Annotated in this window: 11 protein-coding genes and 2 pseudogenes; 6 read left to right on the forward strand and 7 right to left on the reverse strand. The window is 70.5% G+C overall.

Annotated features, from left to right (window positions below; all coding sequences use genetic code 11):
- The 4 genes and pseudogenes from AC1DO7_RS29220 to AC1DO7_RS29235 all read left to right on the forward strand — a co-directional run.
- A partial coding sequence (locus AC1DO7_RS29220) for an FAD-dependent oxidoreductase (RefSeq protein WP_477116869.1) occupies positions 1–910 on the forward strand: 910 nt, incomplete at its 5' end.
- 52 nt (positions 911–962) lie between these two features.
- On the forward strand, positions 963–1,874 hold the full coding sequence (locus AC1DO7_RS29225; protein ID WP_441650488.1) for a helix-turn-helix transcriptional regulator: 912 nt from the start codon (positions 963–965) through the stop codon (positions 1,872–1,874).
- A 182-nt stretch (positions 1,875–2,056) separates the two neighbouring features.
- Positions 2,057–2,989 carry a dihydrodipicolinate synthase family protein gene (locus AC1DO7_RS29230; RefSeq protein WP_477116870.1) on the forward strand — a complete coding sequence of 311 codons (933 nt, stop codon included), beginning with the start codon at positions 2,057–2,059 and terminating at the stop codon, positions 2,987–2,989.
- Between the two features lie 132 nt (positions 2,990–3,121).
- Positions 3,122–4,687, forward strand: a pseudogene (locus tag AC1DO7_RS29235) (APC family permease); the annotation flags it as partial.
- 144 nt (positions 4,688–4,831) lie between these two features.
- Here the strand turns inward: AC1DO7_RS29235 and AC1DO7_RS29240 are convergent.
- The 3 genes from AC1DO7_RS29240 to AC1DO7_RS29250 form a co-directional block, all read right to left on the reverse strand.
- Complete coding sequence (locus tag AC1DO7_RS29240; RefSeq protein ID WP_477116871.1) at positions 4,832–6,502, reverse strand: OFA family MFS transporter; 1,671 nt, start codon at positions 6,500–6,502, stop codon at positions 4,832–4,834.
- Between the two features lie 302 nt (positions 6,503–6,804).
- A complete protein-coding gene (locus AC1DO7_RS29245) occupies positions 6,805–9,579 on the reverse strand; it encodes a winged helix-turn-helix domain-containing protein (RefSeq protein WP_441650409.1) in 2,775 nt (924 codons plus the stop codon).
- Positions 9,580–9,841: 262 nt separating this feature from the next.
- Positions 9,842–11,386 (reverse strand): AMP-binding protein, encoded by a 1,545-nt coding sequence (locus AC1DO7_RS29250; RefSeq protein ID WP_441650410.1) that lies wholly within the window; start codon positions 11,384–11,386, stop codon positions 9,842–9,844.
- A gap of 247 nt (positions 11,387–11,633) precedes the next feature.
- On the opposite strand from AC1DO7_RS29250, the gene AC1DO7_RS29255 reads away from it, so the two are divergent.
- Together AC1DO7_RS29255 and AC1DO7_RS29260 are read left to right on the forward strand one after the other, a co-directional pair.
- Entirely contained in the window at positions 11,634–12,788 is a 1,155-nt protein-coding gene (locus tag AC1DO7_RS29255) for an acyl-CoA dehydrogenase family protein (protein WP_441650411.1), read from the forward strand.
- Positions 12,789–12,812: 24 nt separating this feature from the next.
- Positions 12,813–14,048, forward strand: coding sequence for an acyl-CoA dehydrogenase family protein (locus AC1DO7_RS29260; protein WP_441621616.1), 1,236 nt, complete (start codon positions 12,813–12,815; stop codon positions 14,046–14,048).
- A 256-nt stretch (positions 14,049–14,304) separates the two neighbouring features.
- On the opposite strand, the gene AC1DO7_RS29265 is transcribed toward AC1DO7_RS29260, so the two are convergent.
- From AC1DO7_RS29265 to AC1DO7_RS29280, 4 genes and pseudogenes are all read right to left on the reverse strand, one after another.
- A complete protein-coding gene (locus AC1DO7_RS29265) occupies positions 14,305–15,882 on the reverse strand; it encodes a fatty acid--CoA ligase (RefSeq protein ID WP_441650412.1) in 1,578 nt (525 codons plus the stop codon).
- Positions 15,883–15,960: 78 nt separating this feature from the next.
- A complete protein-coding gene (locus AC1DO7_RS29270; RefSeq protein ID WP_441650413.1) occupies positions 15,961–16,743 on the reverse strand; it encodes an SDR family NAD(P)-dependent oxidoreductase in 783 nt (260 codons plus the stop codon).
- 286 nt (positions 16,744–17,029) lie between these two features.
- Entirely contained in the window at positions 17,030–17,278 is a 249-nt protein-coding gene (locus AC1DO7_RS29275) for a GlsB/YeaQ/YmgE family stress response membrane protein (RefSeq protein WP_441621622.1), read from the reverse strand.
- A gap of 19 nt (positions 17,279–17,297) precedes the next feature.
- A pseudogene (locus AC1DO7_RS29280) lies at positions 17,298–17,500 on the reverse strand (signal peptide protein); the annotation flags it as partial.

Below are 17,500 nucleotides of genomic sequence, written 5' to 3' on the forward strand. Positions count from 1 at the left end.
GACCTTGCCCGGCGTCACTGGCGCCGGCGGCCTGCAGGCGCTGATCAAGGCGGGCATGCCCGTGCAGGGCGAGCGCACCGTCATCGCCGGCAGCGGCCCGCTGCTGCTTGCCGCCGCGGCGACCGCCCGCCGCCATGGCGCGCTGGTCGTGCGCATCGCCGAGCAGGCGCCGCTGGCGCGCGTGCTGCGCTTCGGCAGCGCGCTTTGGCGCTGGCCGGGCAAGGCGCTGCAAGCCGGCATGCTGGTGGACCACCGCTACCGCACGGGCGTCCTGGTGGAAGCCGCGCTCGGCGACGACCGCCTGCGCGCGGTGCGCCTGCGCCGGGGCGACCGGCGCGTGGAGTTGCCGTGCGACCGCCTGGCATGCGGCTTCGGCCTGGTGCCCGACACCGGCCTTGCCGCGCTGCTGGGCTGCCAGATCGATCCCGGCTCCGACGCCATTGTGGTCGACGCGCTCCAGCGGACCAGCATGGACCGGATCTACGCCGCCGGCGAATGCACCGGCATCGGCGGCAGCGAGCTGGCCCTGGTCGAAGGCGCCATCGCGGGCCACGCCTCCGCGGCAGACGCAACGCGTGCGGGCAAGCTGTTCCGGCGGCGCGCGTACTGGCGCGGGTTCGCCGCGCTGGTGCAGGCGACCTTCGTGCTGGACCCCGCGCACAGGCAGGCGGCGCAAGCCGACACGCTGGTGTGCCGCTGCGAGGACGTCCCGCTCGGCGCCATCCGGGCGCAGCCCGATGCATGGCACGCCAGGATGCAGAGCCGCTGCGGCATGGGCGCCTGCCAGGGCCGCATCTGCGCCAGCGCCGCGCGCGTGCTGCTCGGCTGGCCGTTGCCCGCGCCGCGTCCGCCGCTGTCGCCCGCGCGCATCGGCACCTTGATGCTGGACGACGGCCCGAGCGCGCCTTGAGCGCGCACGGCATGGTTTATGGTTGGACCCACAAGCGCCATCAGGAGACGACATGCCCCACCCGCCCTCCCCTTCGATGTGTTCCGCTGCCGCCGCATCCTGGCGGCCCGTGCCGTCCCCGCGCCGGGATGAGGCCGGCGAGGATGGCCATGACGGCAGCGACGACGGATTGCGCGGCCTGCCGCCCGCCCACGTCGCGCACCTGGCTGCCATCTGCGCCGGCAACGCCAGGCAGCGCCCGCGCGACATGGATGCGCTGCTCGATGCCATCGCGCTGGTCACGCCGCTGCTCAACGCGATTCCCAACGTGGTGTTCTTCATCAAGGACAGGGCCGCGCGCTACCTGGTCGCCAACCTGACGCTGGCCACGCGCTGCGGGTTCAAACGCGTCGATCCGCTGCTCGGAAAGACCTCGGCCGAGGTCTTTCCGGCCTACCTCGGCCAGCGCTACATGGAGCAGGACCGGCACGTGCTCGATACCGGTGACGTCATCTCCGGACAGCTCGAACTGCACCTCTATCCCGCGCGCGAGGCGGGCTGGTGCATGACCTACAAACACCCCGTGCACGACGAGCGCGGGCGCATCATCGGCATGGCCGGCATCTCCCACGACCTGCAGCTCGCGCGCGAAGCGCACCCGGCCTACCAGCGCCTGGCGGCGGTCGACACCTATATCCGCGAACACTATGCACGGCCCATCCTGCTGTCCGAGCTGACCAGCCTGGCCGGCCTGTCCGCGGCGCAGCTCGAACGCTACTGCAAGCGCATCTTCCACCTGACGCCGCGGCAGATGATCCACAAGGTGCGCCTGGAACGTGCCTCCGAACTGCTGTCCACCGGCATGCCGATCACCGAGATCGCGCTCGAATGCGGCTACACCGATCACAGCGCCTTCAGCCGGCAGTTCAAGGCGCATACCGGCCTGACGCCGCGGCAGTTCCGCCCRCAGGCGGCATCGGGCTGACGACGCGACGCGGTGCCGGTGTGCCGGTGTGCCGGTGTGCCGGCATGCCGATGTGCCGATTTCGTCGGCCTTCCAGGCAAAAAGCCTCAAGCGGGAAGCGCGCGCAACTGCGAACCTGTGTGCTGATTCCCGGGCGGCGCCCTGATGGCGCCGCTCCCATGCCAACCACAGGAGACGACACGATGAGCAGCAAGACAACCCGCGGCAAGCCGCACTGGAGCGGTGTGTTCCCCGCCGTCAGCACGCAGTTCGAGGCGGACTGCACGCTGGATATCGAGGCGACCCACAAGGTGATGTGCAACCTGGTGGAGGACGGTGTATCGGGGCTCGTGGTGTGCGGCACCGTGGGCGAGAACACCTCGCTGAGCGCGCGCGAGAAGATCGAGGTAATGGAGGCCGCCAGGGACGCCGCGGGGGGGCGCGTGCCCGTGATCGCGGGCATCGCCGAGCTGACCACGGCCTTCGCGCGCGACATGGTGGCCGAGGCGGCACGGGCCGGCGTGGACGGCGTCATGGTGATGCCGGCGCTGGTCTACTCCGCCCAGCCGCACGAAGCGGCGGCGCACCTGCGCAGCATCGCCACCGCCACCGACCTGCCGGTGATGATCTACAACAATCCGCTGGCCTACCGCAGCGACATCACGCCCGACATCCTGGTTTCCCTGGCCGACTGCGAGAACATCGTCTGCTTCAAGGACTCGTCCGGCGACACGCGCCGCTTCACCGATCTGCGCAACGCCGTGGGCGACCGTTTCGTGCTGTTTGCCGGGCTCGACGACGTGGTGCTCGAGAGCATCGCCGTGGGCGCCGAGGGCTGGGTCTCCGGCATGTCCAATGCGTTCCCGAAGGAAGGCGAGACGCTGTTCCGGCTGGCCATGCAGCGGCGCCATGACGAGGCGCTGGCGCTGTACCGCTGGTTCATGCCGCTGCTGCACCTGGACGCGCGTCCCGACCTCGTGCAATGCATCAAGCTGTGCGAGGCGCTGGCCGGCCGCGGCAGCGCCGTCACGCGCCCGCCGCGCCTGGCACTGCAGGGGGAGGCGCGCGCGCATGTCGAAGCCGTGGTCGGGCTGGCCCTGGCCACCCGACCCGCGCTGCCCGACGTGGGGCTCTGAGCGCCGCCGCGGCAGCGGCAACCCGCGAAATCCGCCACCGCCGCCACCGCCGGCAGCGCCGGCGGCTTCCCGCATGCGCCGCCGCGGCCGGCGTGCGCGGCGGCCCTTCTTACCGATGCCACAGGAGCCCATATGCCCCCAGTGCAAGGCAAGTTCAAACGGCAACTCTCCCTGACCGATCTCACGTTTATCGGCCTGGGCGCCATCTTCGGTTCCGGCTGGCTGTTCGCGGCCAGCCATGTATCCGCCATCGCCGGCCCCGCCGGCATCCTTTCCTGGCTGCTGGGCGGCTTCGCCGTGCTGCTGCTCGGCATCGTCTATTGCGAGCTCGGCGCGGCGCTGCCGCGCGCTGGCGGCATCATCCGCTACCCGGTGTTCTCGCACGGCCCGCTGCTGGGCTACCTGATGGGACTGATCACGCTGATCGCCTTCTCCAGCCTGATCGCGATCGAGGTGGTGGCCGCGCGCCAGTATGCCGCCGCGTGGTTCCCGTGGCTGAGCCAGCCGGGGTCGAGCAGTCCCACGCTGGCCGGCTGGACGGTACAACTGCTGATGCTGTGCCTGTTCTTCGCGCTCAACTACTACAGCGTCAAGACCTTCGCGCGCGCCAACAACGTGATCAGCATATTCAAGTTCCTGGTGCCGCTGCTGGTCATCGTGGTGCTGTTCACGCATTTCGAGCCGGCCAACCTGCAGGCGCACGGCTTCGCGCCGTTCGGCCTGTCCGGCGTCCAGGCCGCGGTGTCCGCGGGCGGCATCATCTTCGCGTATCTCGGCCTCACGCCGATCATCTCGGTGGCCAGCGAAGTGCGCTCGCCCCAGCGCACCATCCCCATCGCGCTGATTCTCTCGGTCCTGCTTTCCACGCTGATCTACGTGCTGCTGCAGCTAGCCTTCCTGGGCGGCGTGCCGGCCGCCACCGTGGCGCAGGGCTGGGCCGGCATGGGCAAGGCCTTCGCGCTGCCTTACCACGACATCGCGCTGGCGCTCGGCATCGGCTGGCTGGCCGTCCTGGTGGTGTCCGATGCGGTCATCTCCCCCAGCGGCACCGGCAACATCTACATGAACGCCACGCCGCGCGTGGTGTACGGCTGGGCGCGCGGCGGCACGTTCTTCAAGCTGTTCACACGCATCGACGCCGCCTCCGGCATCCCGCGCCCCGCGCTGTGGCTGACCTTCGCGCTGTCGGTGTTCTGGACGCTGCCGTTCCCCTCATGGGAAGCCATGATCAATGTGGTGTCCGCCGCGCTGGTGCTCAGCTACGCCATTGCCCCGGTCACCGTGGCCGCGCTGCGGCGCAATGCGCCCGGGCTGCACCGGCCGTTTCGCGTCAAGGGCCTGGCGCTGCTGGGGCCGGTCTCCTTCATCGTCGCGGCGMTAATCGTGTACTGGTCTGGCTGGGGGACGGTGTCGTGGCTGCTCGGCCTGCAGATCGCGATGTTCGCGGCCTACCTGCTGTGCTGGCGTGCCGTGCCGACCCAGCGGGTCGGGCTGCGCCAGCAGGTGCGCAGCTCGCTCTGGCTGATCGCCTTCTATGTGCTGATCATGCTGGCGTCGTACCTGGGAGACTTCGGCGGGACCGGCGTGGTCGCCCATCCCTGGGACACTGCGCTGGTCGCCGCAATCGCCCTGTGCATCTACGCGTGGGGCGCGCGCACGGGCGTGCCGCCGGCGCTGACCGGCATCGACGCGGACGATGGTGAAGAGGAGGAAGAAGAAGAGGAGGAGGAGAACGACCACGGGGCGGAAGGCGGCGGCAAACCCCGGAGCGCCGCGCCGCGCGACACCGCCGTGGCCCTGCTGCCGGGCGGCACACCCTGAACGGGCGGCCGCCGGCTCCGTTCAATGGAAGAACGTCGCGACGCTCAGCGCCGTACGGTAGATACCCCAGGCCAGCGGCACGCACACGGCGGCCCACGCCAGCCAGGCCACGCCGCCGCCGGCCTGCCCGCCGGGACGCGCGACCGGGCCGCCCGTGACGGCCTGCGCGCGGTCATGCGCCAGGCGCTTTTCCTCGGCCAGCTCGGCCTCGGTCATGAAGTACTTGGGATTGACCGGGCGCACCAGCAGGTTGCACACCAGGCCGATGAACAACATGCCGACGAGGATGTACATGGTCTGGTTGTAGACCTGCTCGCGCGGCAGGCCGAGGCCGAGCTGGTAGTCGCGCATGTAGTTGACCACCACCGGGCCCAGGATGCCGGCCGTGGCCCAAGCGGTGAGCAGGCGGCCGTGGATGGCGCCGACCATCTGCGTGCCGAACAGGTCGGCCAGGTAGGCCGGCACGGTGGCGAAGCCGCCGCCGTACATGCTGACGATCACGCAGACCGCGCCCACGAACAGCAGCTTCTGGCCGCTGGCCGCCAGCGTGGGGATGCTCGCGTACAGCAGGCCGCCCAGCACGAAGAACACCATATACGTCATCTTGCGGCCGAGCTTGTCGGACAGGCTGGCCCAGACGAAGCGTCCGCCGATATTGAACAGGCTCAGCAGCGCGGTGAAGCCCGCCGCCACCACGGCGATGGCGGCCAGCTGGCTCTTGCCGAGTTCACCGAAGCGCCCGGCCACGCCGATCAGGCTGCCGCCGAAGACTTCCTGCAGCATGGGACTGGCCATGCCGATCACGCCGATGCCGGCCGACACGTTCATGCACAGCACCATCCAGACCAGCCAGAACTGCGGTATGCCCCACACGCGCTTCACATGCACATGGTGCGCCGTGATCATGGCATTGGCCGCACGGCTGGCGGGCGCGGTCCAGCCCGCCGGGGTCCAGCCGGTAGGCGGCACGCGGTAGGACAGTGCGCCGCCCATCATGAACACGAAGTAGACCACCGCCATCACGGTGAAGGTCTGCGCCACCCCTACGCTGGCAGGCGACGCGAACTTCGCCATCAACTCGGCCGCCAGCGGGGAGCCGATCATCGCGCCGCCGCCGAAGCCCATGATGGCCATGCCGGTGGCCATGCCGCGCTTGTCCGGGAACCATTTGATCAGCGTGCTGACCGGCGAGATATAGCCCAGCCCGAGCCCGATGCCGCCGATCACGCCCGACCCCAGCAGCATCAGCCAGAACTGGTGCAGGTGGATGCCCAGCGCCGAGATCAGCATGCCGCCGCACCAGCACAGCGCGCTGACCACGCCGGCCTTGCGCGGGCCGGCGCGTTCCAGCCAGCCGCCCCAGATCGCGGCCGAGCTGCCCAGCAGCACGAAGAACAGCGTGTACATCCAGCCCAGCGTGGAGACCTTCCAGTCGCAGCCGGTGACGAACAGTTCCTGCAGGAAACCGACATCGGCGCCGCAGCGCAGCGGCTCGGCGATGCCGATGGCGCGCGACAGCGGCAGCCAGAACACCGAGAAGCCGTAGGCCATGCCGATGCACAGGTGGATCGCCAATGCCGCGGGCGGCACCAGCCAGCGATTGAAACCGGGGGYCGCGACGATCCGCTCCTTGGACAGGAACGGCGTGCGGGCCTGCCCTTCGAGCGCGTCGGCGCTGAGGTCTGGGGACATCCTTCACTCCTTGTCTGTTGTTTTTTGTATTGACCAGGGATGCCGCCTGCCTGCATTCCGTTCGTTCCGCTGGTGCGCAGACCATCCCCGGCGCGCGTGTGCGCTTTGCATCCGGTGCTTGGCTCGGCGCCGGACACGTCCCCGGCGCGCCGGGGACGGCACGTAGTGTACGGCAGCGGCAACGGGCGTGGCGTGCCGCGAAGTGGGGTGTGGCACCGGTGTGGCAGCGGTGTGGCAGCGGTGTGGCAGCGGTGTGCTATGGCGCGGCCGGGGCCGGCCGCGCGACGCGCGCGTGGCGTGCCCTACAGCAGTCCCAGTTGCCGGGCGATGGCCACCGCCTGCGTGCGGTTGCTGGCGCGCAGCTTGGCGCTGATATTGCGCAAGTGCGTGCGCACCGTGGTCTCCGAGACGAACAGGCGCTCGGCCATGGCGACGTTGGAGAAGCCTTCGGCCAGCAACTGCAGCACCTTCTGCTCCTTGGGCGTGAGCGGCTCGAGCAGGTCGCGGCGGGCCTGCCGGGCGGCGCAATCGGCCGTGCCGGCCGCGTCGGGCGCACCGCCGCAAGCTTGCAGCAGCCGCTCCACATAGGCAGCGGGCAACGCGATGCCGGCACGCGTGCAGGCGTCGGCCGCCAGGCGGCGGGCCGGCGCGCCCTCGTCGGCGAAGATCCGGATAAATCCTTCCGCCGCACCGAAGCGCAGGGCGTCGCCCATGACCTGCTGGGCCCGGGCGCTATCGCCGCAGCGCTGGCAGGCCAGCGCCAGCAGTACGCGCAGCTTGAGCGCGCGCCGCATCAGCTGGGCGTGCCCGGCCGCGGCCAGCTCCGCCGCGATGGCTTCGCAGGTGGCGGCGGCAGGCTCGGCGAACGCCGCCAGGCGCAGGCGGCCCATGGCCACGTCTTCCACATCGTTGGCGAAGGAACTGACCGCGCCGGCGCCGGGGCGGCTGCGCCACAGCGCCGGGTCCGCGGCGTGCTGGATCGCCTCGCCGGCGGCATGGCCGTTGCCCTGCAGCAAGGCCAGGCGCGCGCGCTCGAGCATGGCGCCCTGCACCAGGCGCGGCAGGCCGCGGTGGTGGCCCAGATGTTCGAGCGCGGCCAGCCATTCGTGCGCGCCGTCGATGTCGCCGCGCTCGCAGGCGATGCGTGCCAGCACCGTATGGCCGCTGATGATCTGGTCCGGCAGGCCGAGGTCGCGCGCCAGCGGCACGTAGACGTTGAGCAGGCGCTCGGCGCGCTCGCGGTCGTTGATCTCGTAGAGCGCCTCGGCCAGCAGGATGCAGGCCATGGCGTTGCCGTTGGTGGGCCCGTAGCGGTTGGGCAGCATGGTGCTGGCGGCAATGCGAAAGCGCGCCAGCGCCTGCTGCAGGCGCCCCTGGCGCAGGTCGATCAGCCCTTCGACCGACTCCGAGAAGATCTTGTTGAAATTGCTGTCGGAGCCGCGCACCACCTGGCGGGCCAGGCCCAGCAGGCGGCGCGCCTCGCGGTAGTCGCCCATGACCGCGGCCATGCGCGCCATCGAGGTGGCGAGGATGGAGTCCGGGAAGGGGTAGCCCATGGGCAGCGGCAGCGGGTCGTCGCGGCTGCAGGCGCGCGCCTCGTCGAAGCGGTCCATCATGTTGAGCAGCATATGGCGCAGCGCGCGCACATGGGCGCGCAGGTCGCCTTCGGCGCCGTCCAGCGGGATGGTCTGCAGCAGCGCGATGGCATCGGCCGGGCCGCGCGTAAACGACAGCGCCCACACATGCGCGATCTGCAGCTTCGGCCAGGCTGCCATCTCCCCGGGCGGCACCGCGTCCAGCCAGCGCGTCAGCAGGCGCATGCGGCCCTGGGCCAGCAGGTCGTCCACGCTGTCCGCCAGCAGCGGCAGCGCATGGGCCACGGCGCCGGCAGCCAGCGCATGCTCGATGGCCGGCACCGGCCGGCCCTGCGCCTCGTACCAGCGCGAAGCCGCCATCTGCAGCGCCGGCACTTCGGCCGGCATGACCTGGTGGAGCTGCGCGCGCAGGAAGCTGGAGAACAGGCTGTGATAGCGATACCAGCGCGTGCCGGCCTGCGCCGGGCTGTCCGCGCTGCCGCCATGGCGCTCGCCGTCGAGCGGCATCACGAACAGGTTGGCGCGCTCCAGCCAGGCCAGGATGTCATCGCTGTCGGTGGTGCCGCACACGGCGTCGCACAGCGGCCCGCTGAGCTGGTCGAGGATGGAGGTGCGCAGCAGGAAGGCGCGCACGGCCTCAGGCAGGTGCAGGTAGACGTCTTCGACCAGGTAATCGGCGATGGCCGCGTTGGAGCCCGAGAAGCCGGCGATGAAGGCATCGGGCGGCCCGCGCCGCTCCAGCGCGACCGAGGCCAGCCACAGCGCGGTGGCCCACCCTTCGGTGCGCCGGTGCAGCGTAGACACCGCCGCCGGCTGCAGCGAGAGGCCGCGCGCGCCGCGCAGGAAGGCGTCGGTCTCCTCGGCGGTGAAGCGCAGCTGCGCCGGCTCGATCTCCAGCAGCTCGCCGCGCGCGCGCAGCCGGGCCAGGCCGGACTCCGGCACCCAGCGCGTGCCGATCACCAGGCGGCCGCCCGGCGGCAGCTGTTCCACCACCTGCCACACCAGCCCCGCCACGGCAGGGTTCTGCACGGCCTCGAAATCATCCAGGAACAGCGTGAAGGGCCGGTCGTGCGCGGCCATGCGATCGATCAGCGCGAGCGCATGCTCGCCCGGCGACAGCGGCGCGGCCAGCGCCGCGGCCTGCGGCGCGCCGGCCTTGCGCAGCACTTGCTCGAAAGCCGCTTCGAGCGAGCCGAGAAAGCGCGTGGCGTCGTTGTCCGCGCGGTCCAGCGTCAGCCAGGCGGTCGCCATGCCGCCGGCATCCAGGCGCGCGCGGCATTGCAGCATGGCGGTGGTCTTGCCGAAACCGGCCGGCGCGCGCACCAGCACCAGCTTGACGAAGCCGGCCGCGCACACCGCCTCGCAGATGGCGCGGCGCTCCACCTGAAACGGGGTCAGCATGGGCGGGCGCAGCTTCGCCACCAGTGTGGCGGCGCGGGCCGCGCCTTGCTGTCCCGCGCTGGTCTCCTCGATTGTGGCCATTCGCCGTGTCTTCCTGTTGGCGGCGGCACCCTGGCTGCGGATGCCGCGCGATCCGCTCCGGCTTATGGTTGCCGGCTGCTGGCGCCGCATGCGCCAGGGATCGAACGGCCGATTATGGCGTAAACGCCGGCAAGGCTGCCGGCGCGCCTTCAACGGTGACGCCGCGCATGCCGGTGCATTTCTCCGCTCTCCCGCTTGCGGGAGCGGGCTCGGGGGCGAGGGAGGGAAAAACGTCAGGCAACGCCGGCGGCTCCGGCGCGATCTACACCAGCTTGTTCTCCCGCCCGGCCCAGTAGCGGTCGCGCAGCAGCCGCTTGACCAGCTTGCCGGTGGGCAGGCGCGGCAGCTCCGCGGCGAAATCCACCGAGCGCGGGCATTTGATGCCCGACAGGTTGTCGCGGCAGAACGCGATCAGCTCCTCGGCCAGCGCCGGCCCGGCCAGCGTCATGTCCAGCGGCTGCACCACCGCCTTGACCTCCTCGCCGAAGTCTTCATTGGGCACGCCGATCACCGCCACGTCCATGACCTTGGGATGGGTCATCAGCAGGTTCTCCGCCTCCTGCGGGTAGATGTTGACGCCGCCGGAGATGATCATGTTGGCCTTGCGGTCGGTCAGGTAGAGAAAGCCCTCCTCGTCCACGTAGCCCACGTCGCCCAGCGTGGTCCAGTCGCTGTGCGCCGGGTGGCGCGACTGTGCGGTCTTGCCGGGATCGTTGTGATAGACGAACTGGCGCCCGCCGGCGAAATAGATGGTGCCGGGCTCGCCCGGCGGCAGCACCGCGCCGCCGTCCTCGCAGATGCGCAGTTCGCCGATCGAGGCGCGGCCGACCGTACCCTTGTGGGCGAGCCAGTCGGCCGAGCCGACTGCGGTGGAGCCGTTGCCCTCGGTGCCGGCGTAGTACTCCCAGATGATGGGGCCCCACCAGTCGATCATCTGCTCCTTGACCGCGACCGGGCACGGCGCGGCGGCATGCACGGCGAAGCGCAGCGTGGAGACGTCGTAGCGGCGGCGCACGGCCTCGGGCAGCTTGAGCATGCGCGAGAACATGGTCGGCACGACCTGGGTGTGGGTGATGCGGTGCCGGGCCAGCAGCGCGAGGAAGGTCTCGGCATCGAAGTGCTCCATCACCACCGAGGTGCCGCCGAGCTGCTGCACGGCCATGTTGTAGCGCAGCGGCGCGGCATGGTACAGCGGCGCGGGCGAGAGGTAGCGCATGTCGGGGCCGAAGCCGTAGAGCGACTGGCACATCAGCACCAGCGAGCCCGCCACGTCGATCTGCTGGCTGGCTGGCGGCGTGAACACGCCCTTGGGGCGACCGGTGGTGCCGGAGGAATAGAGCATGTCGGTGCCGGCGCATTCGTCGTCGATGCGCCAGCCGGGATACTGCGCCAGCGTGGTCTCGTAGGCGGCGAAGCCCGGCGCGGTGCCCCCCATCATCAGGCACGTGCCGAGCGCCGGCGCCTTGGCCGCCAGTCCCTGCGCGACCTCGGCCTGCGAGCGCGAGGTGACCAGCATCCTGGCGCCGCTGTCGTTCACGATGTGCGCCGCGTCGTCCACATTGAGGCGGGTGCTGATGCACACGTAGATCAGGCCCGAGCGCTGCGCGCCCCAGCACAGCTCGAACAGGCGCGGGTGGTTCTCCAGCAGGAAGGCGACCCGGTCGCCGGGCTGCAGCCCGTGGTCGCGGAACAGCCGCGCCACCTGGTTGGAGCGTTCGTCGAGTTCGCGGTAGGTGACCACGGTGCCGCCGGCCATGATGATGGCCGGCTTGTCCGGCGAGCGCTGCGCGTGAACATGCGGATGCATGACTGCCCCTCCTGGAGTGTCGTGATGGCCGGCTTGGCGCAGCGGGACCGCGTGGCGCCGGCATGGCTTGCGCCATTGTCGGGACAGGCGCCTTGCGCGAACATCGTCGGAAGCGACGAACGCGCGCTGGTGCAGCGCCGCAAAAAAACGCGCGGCGCGCGGCGGGTGATTCGTCGCATCCGACGATGCGACCGCGGCGGCCCTTCGCATAATGGTTGCCACCCCGCAACCGCGCCGAGGACCCAAGGTGGATTTCCAATTCAGCGAAGAACAATCAATGCTGCGCGACACGCTCGCGCGCTACCTGGCCGATCACTACGGCTTCGAGGCAAGGCAGGCCGCGGTACGCTCGCCGGCCGGCTGGCGGCCCGCGTGCTGGAAGGCGCTGGCGCAGGAGCTTGGCCTGCTGGGCGCGGGTTTTCCCGAGCGCTTCGGCGGTCTTGGCGGCGGCGCGGTCGAGCACATGATCGTGATGGAGCAATTCGGCCGCCACCTGGTGGTGGAACCCTACCTGTCCACGGTGGTGCTCGGCGGCGGCGCCTTGCTGCACGGCAACGAAGCGCTCGCCGCGCAGTGGCTGCCCGCCATCATCGGCGGCGAAGCCACCGTGGCATGGGCGCATGCCGAGCCACGCAGCCGCTACTGCCTGCACGACGTGCAGAGTACCGCCGTGCGCGCGCAGGGCGGCTGGCGCCTGAGCGGCCACAAGGCGGTGGTGGTGGCCGCGCCGTGGGCCACGCACCTGGTGGTCAGCGCGCGCACCGGCGGCACTCGGCGCGAGCGCGCCGGCATCAGCCTGTTCTGGCTCCCCCGCGACACGCCGGGGGTCGCGCTGCAGGCCTATCCCACCGTGGACGGAGCGCGCGCCGCCGAGGTCCGCCTGGACAATGTCTTCGTGCCGGACGATGCCCTGCTCGGCGCAGAAGGCCAGGCGCTGGCGCTGATCGAGCGCCTGTCCGACGAGGCCGCGGTGGCGCTGTGCGCCGAAGCCGGCGGCGCCATGAGCCGCATGCTCGGCGACACCGTGGACTACGCGCGCCAGCGCAAGCAGTTCGGCGTGCCGATCGCCACCTTCCAGGTGCTGCAGCACCGCATGGCCGACATGTACGTGCAGCTCGAGCAGGCCGTCGCGCTGACCCAGGTGGCCGCCATGCAGGCCGGCGCGGACCCGCAGCGGCGCGCACTGGCCGCCAGCGCGGCCAAGGCGCATGCCGGGCAGGCCGGCAAGCTGGTCGGCCAGGCCGCGGTGCAGATCCACGGCGGCATGGGTGTGACCGAGGAACTCGCGGTGGGCCATTACTTCAAGCGCGTCACGGCCATCGACCTGCAGTTCGGCTCGGCAGATCACCACCTGCGCCGCTACGCCGACCTGCTGTACCCCGCGCACCCCGCCGCCGCCTGACCAACGCCATCCGAGGCTGACCCCATGAATCTCGATTTCTCCCCGCAAGAGCTGCAGTTCCGCGACGAGGTCCGCGCCTGGATCGCGGAGGCCTACGACGACGGCCTCAAGGCACTGATGGCGCGCAGCAAGAACGGCTATCTCGACAAGGCAGGCCAGGTGCGCTGGCAGAAGAAGCTGCACGCGCGCGGCTGGGCCGCGCCAAACTGGCCCGAGCAATACGGCGGGCCCGGCTGGACTCCCGCCCAGCGCTACCTGTTCCAGGCCGAGACCGCCGCCGCGGGCTGCCCGACCGTGTCGCCGATGGGCCTGAAGATGGTGGCGCCGGTGATCATGAAATACGGCACGCCAGAGCAGAAGGCGAAATTCCTGCCGCCGATCCTCAGCTCGGACATCTGGTGGTGCCAGGGCTATTCGGAGCCCAATTCCGGCTCCGACCTGGCCTCGCTGCAGATGCGCGCCGACCGCGCCACCGACGGCGATGGCGATCACTACCTGCTCAACGGCTCGAAGATCTGGACCACGCATGCGCAGTGGGCCGACTGGATGTTCTGCCTGGTGCGCACCAGCCGCGACGCGCGCCGCCAGGACGGCATCTCCTTCGTGCTGGTGGACATGCGCACGCCGGGCATCACGGTGGCGCCGCTGCCTACGCTGGACGGCCCGGTGGCCGGCCAGCAGGAAGTAAACCAGGTGTTCTTCGAGAACGTGCGGGTGCCGGTGGAGAACCGCATCGGCGAGGAAGGGCTTGGCTGGACCTATGCCAAGTACCTGCTCGAGTTCGAGCGCGGCGGCAGCTACGGGCCCATGCTGCGCCAGCAGCTGGCCAAGGTGGCCGGCATCGCCGCCAGCGAGGCCGCCGACGATGGCGGCCGCCTGCTCGACGATCCCGCCTTCCGCCGCAAGCTGGCCGAACTCCACGTGCGCGCGGCCGCGCTCGAAGCCAGCGAGCTGCGGCTGTTCTCCGGCGTGGCGTCCGGCACCTCGATCGGCGCGGCGTCCAGCATGCTCAAGCTGGTCGGCACCGAAACCATCCAGGCCATCAGCGAACTGGCGGTGGAAGCCGCCGGGCCGTACGCGCTGCCCTTCGTGCAGGACGGCTGGGCCGCGCAGCAGGGCCGCGACGCCGGACCCGCGGCGGGGCCGGAGTATGCCGCGCCGCTGGCGCCGCGCTACTTCAATTACCGCAAGGCATCGATCTACGCCGGCTCCAACGAGATCCAGCGCAATATCATCGCCAAGCAGGTGTTGGGACTCTAGCGCATCGTGCGGGCCGGGCCCTGGCGCAAGGCATTGGGGGAAGGCGGTGGGGCCTGCGGCGCAGGTGCCGGGACCGGCACCGCAGGCCTGCCGGCCTGGCTGCCGCGGCCGTTTCGCGTTACGCGTTACGTAACGTGTTCCGCGGACGTTTCAAGCGGGTGACATAAGGATGACGTGAAGCGGGGGCGCAGCGTCACACCCCCGTCGCTCGGTTGACTCTTCAGCTGACTCTTCAGCTGACTCTTCAGTTGACGCCTCAGTTGACTCGCCTGCTGTACCCCTCCCAGTACGGCTCGCGCAGTTTCCGGCGCAGCAGCTTGCCCGAGGGATTGCGCGGCAAGGCATCGACGAACTCGATGCTCTTGGGCACCTTGAAGCCGGCCAGCCGCTCGCGCGCCCAGGCCACGATGCTGTCGCGGTCGGGCGACTGGCCGGGACGCGGCACGACGATGGCCTTGACCGCCTCGCCCCACTTCTCGTCGGGCACGCCGATCACCGCCACGTCCGCCACCTGCGGATGGCCGTAGATGGCGCTTTCGACCTCGGCCGGGTAGACGTTCTCGCCGCCGCTGATGATCATGTCCTTGACCCGGTCGTGGATGTAGACATAGCCCTCGGCGTCGAGGTAGCCGGCGTCGCCGGTGCGCAGCCAGCCATCGGCATCGATGGTGCGCGCGGTCTCGTCGGGCTGCTTCCAGTAGCCTGCCATGTTCTGCGGCGAGCGGATCATCAGCTCGCCCACTTCACCGGGCGGCAGGCGCCGGCCTTCCCAGTCCACCACCACCACTTCCACGCCGGGCAGCGGCTTGCCGGCGGCACGCATGCGCGGCACGTCGTCGGTGGTGTGGTCTTCGGGCGGCAACGCCACCACGGTGCCGGTGGTCTCCGTCATGCCGTACTGCTGGGCGAAGCCGCACTTGAAGACTTCGATGCCCTCGCGCAGCAACGCCGCGGGAATCGGCGCGGCCCCGTAGAGCAGCGTCTTCAGGCGCGAGTAGTCGACGCTGCGCGCACGCGGGTCGCGCAGCACGAACTGCATCGCGGCGGGTACCAGGAACAGCTTGCTGATGCGCTCGCGCTCGAAATAGTCCAGCACCGCGGCGGGATCGAACTCGCGCGCGACCACGCCCTTGGCGCCCGCCAGCAGGTTGCGCAAACCCCAGCCCGAGCCACCGATATGCGCCACCGGCATCGCCACCAGCGAGACATCGTCGTCGGTCCAGCGCGACCATGTGATGTCTTCGCGCTCGCTGGCCTCGGTGCCGGCGGTGAGGTTGCGGTGGGTCAGCATGGCGCCCTTGGGGCGGCCGGTGGTGCCGGAGGTATAGAGCTGCAGCACCACGTCATGCGCCGCGGGCCGGTGCGCCGGTGGCACCGGCGCATGCGCGTCGCGCCAGGCGAGGTAGGCCGGCCAGTCCGGCTCGCCGCCCTCCATGGCGATCACGCCGCGCACCAGCGGCAGCGCAGGCAGCAGCGTGCGCATGGTCTGCGCCGATTCCGGCCCGACGAACAGCAGCACGGCATCGGCGTGGCCGACGATAAAGCCCACTTCGGGCGGCGCCAGGCGCCAGCTCGCCGGCGCCATCACCGCGCCGATCTTGGCCGCGCCCAGCAGCAGTTCGAAGTAATGGTCGCAGTTCTTGCCAACATAGCCGATGCGGTCGCCCGGCCCGATGCCGGCGGCCGCCAGCGCCTGGGCCACGCTGTCGGTGTGCCGGTCGAACTCGGCATAGGTGGTGAGCCTGCCCTCGAAGGAATAGGCTACCGCGTCTGGCCGCCGCTGCGCGAAATGACGCACGGCGTGCGGCAGGGTGGTCAGGTAACTGAAATCCATCGGCATCTCCTTCTCTCGGTCTTGCCGCATGCGCGCGTCGGGCTTCCGCGCTTCTATGCTTCTGCGGGATGCGCCCGCTCAGCGCGGCGCCATGCGGATGGCACCGTCGAGCCGCACCGATTCGCCGTTGAGATAGCTGTTGCGGCACATCTCCAGTGCGAGCGAGGCGAACTCCTCCGGCTGGCCCAGCCGCTTGGGGAACGGCACCGAGGCTGCCAGCGCCGCCTTGACGTGTTCCTGCGCGCCCTGCAGCAGCGGCGTGTTGAAGATGCCGGGCATGATGGTGTTGACGCGGATGCCTTCGCCGGACAGGTCGCGCGCGATGGGCAGCGTCATGCCGACCACGCCGGCCTTGGAGGCGGAATACGCGGCCTGGCCCATCTGGCCGTCCTGCGCGGCCACGGATGACGTGTTGATGATCACGCCGCGGTCGCCGTCGCGCGCGTCCAGCGTGAGCATGCCGGCGGCCGAGCGCGTCAGGCAGCGGAACGAGCCGATCAGGTTGATCTGGATGATGCGCTCGAACGCATCGGTGGGGAAGAACTTGATCTGGTCCGGCGCTTCCTTCGAGCGCGATGCCGTCTTGATGGCGCCGCCGGTGCCCGCGCAGTTGACCAGGATGCGTTCCTGCCCCAGCGCGGCGCGCGCCTTGGCGAAGCCGGCTTCGACCTCGGCCTCCGACGTCACGTTGACCTGGCAGAACACGCCGCCCAGTTCGCGTGCGACCGCCTCGCCCTTCTCCGCGTTCATGTCGAACAGCGCCACGCGCACACCCTGCGCCGCCAGCGCGCGCGCCGTTGCCTCGCCCAGGCCCGAGGCGCCTCCGGTGATCACTGCCGTTACCGATGCATCGAGTTTCATCTCGTCTCCACGTTGTCTTGTCTCTTGCGAAAGCATCCGCGCCGGCGCGAGCGATGCGGCGGGGCGGATGCGCAGGTCCGGCGGGCCGCGATGCGGCCGGTCCGGCGTGGTATGGAGATTCGGGGATGACGGCGCGGCACGCATCGTCGGAAGCGACGAATGCACGAAAGTGCGCGAAGGCAGGTGGACAGCTTACGTGAACCACCACGTGAACGCGCGCGGCGCGCGCAGGCAACGGCGCCGTGCGCGCCTCTGCACGCACGGCCTGCCGGGCTTCATGCCACGGTCAGTCGCGTCTGGTCGCCAGGTGGTACAGCACCAGCAGGATCACCGCGCCCAGTACGGCGCCGACGAAGCCAGCCGACTGCCCGGGCCGGTACCAGCCGAGCGCCTGGCCGAGGAAGGTCGCGGCAACCGAACCGATGATGCCGAGCACGGACGTCAGGATGAAACCGCGCGGCCCGCGCCCGGGCGTCAGCATGCGCGCCACCAGGCCGGCCAGGAAGCCAATCAGGACTACCCAGATCAGATGCATCGCCATTTCTCCGGCGGCCTCAGCCGCATGCCTTGCCGTGATCCGCGTGGAAGCCCTGCGCGGTGGCCTGCGACTCGCTCATGTAGGCGCCGTCCTTGGTCTTGCCGTACCAGCGCGAGCCGGCGCAATGGTAGACCTTGGAGGTCTTGTTGACCCACACCTGCCCGGCCGCGCCGACCGATGCGGTGGTGGCCGGCGCCGCGGCGCCGGGCGTCGCCGGTT

It is taken from the genome of Cupriavidus sp. 05N40, assembly GCF_056397305.1.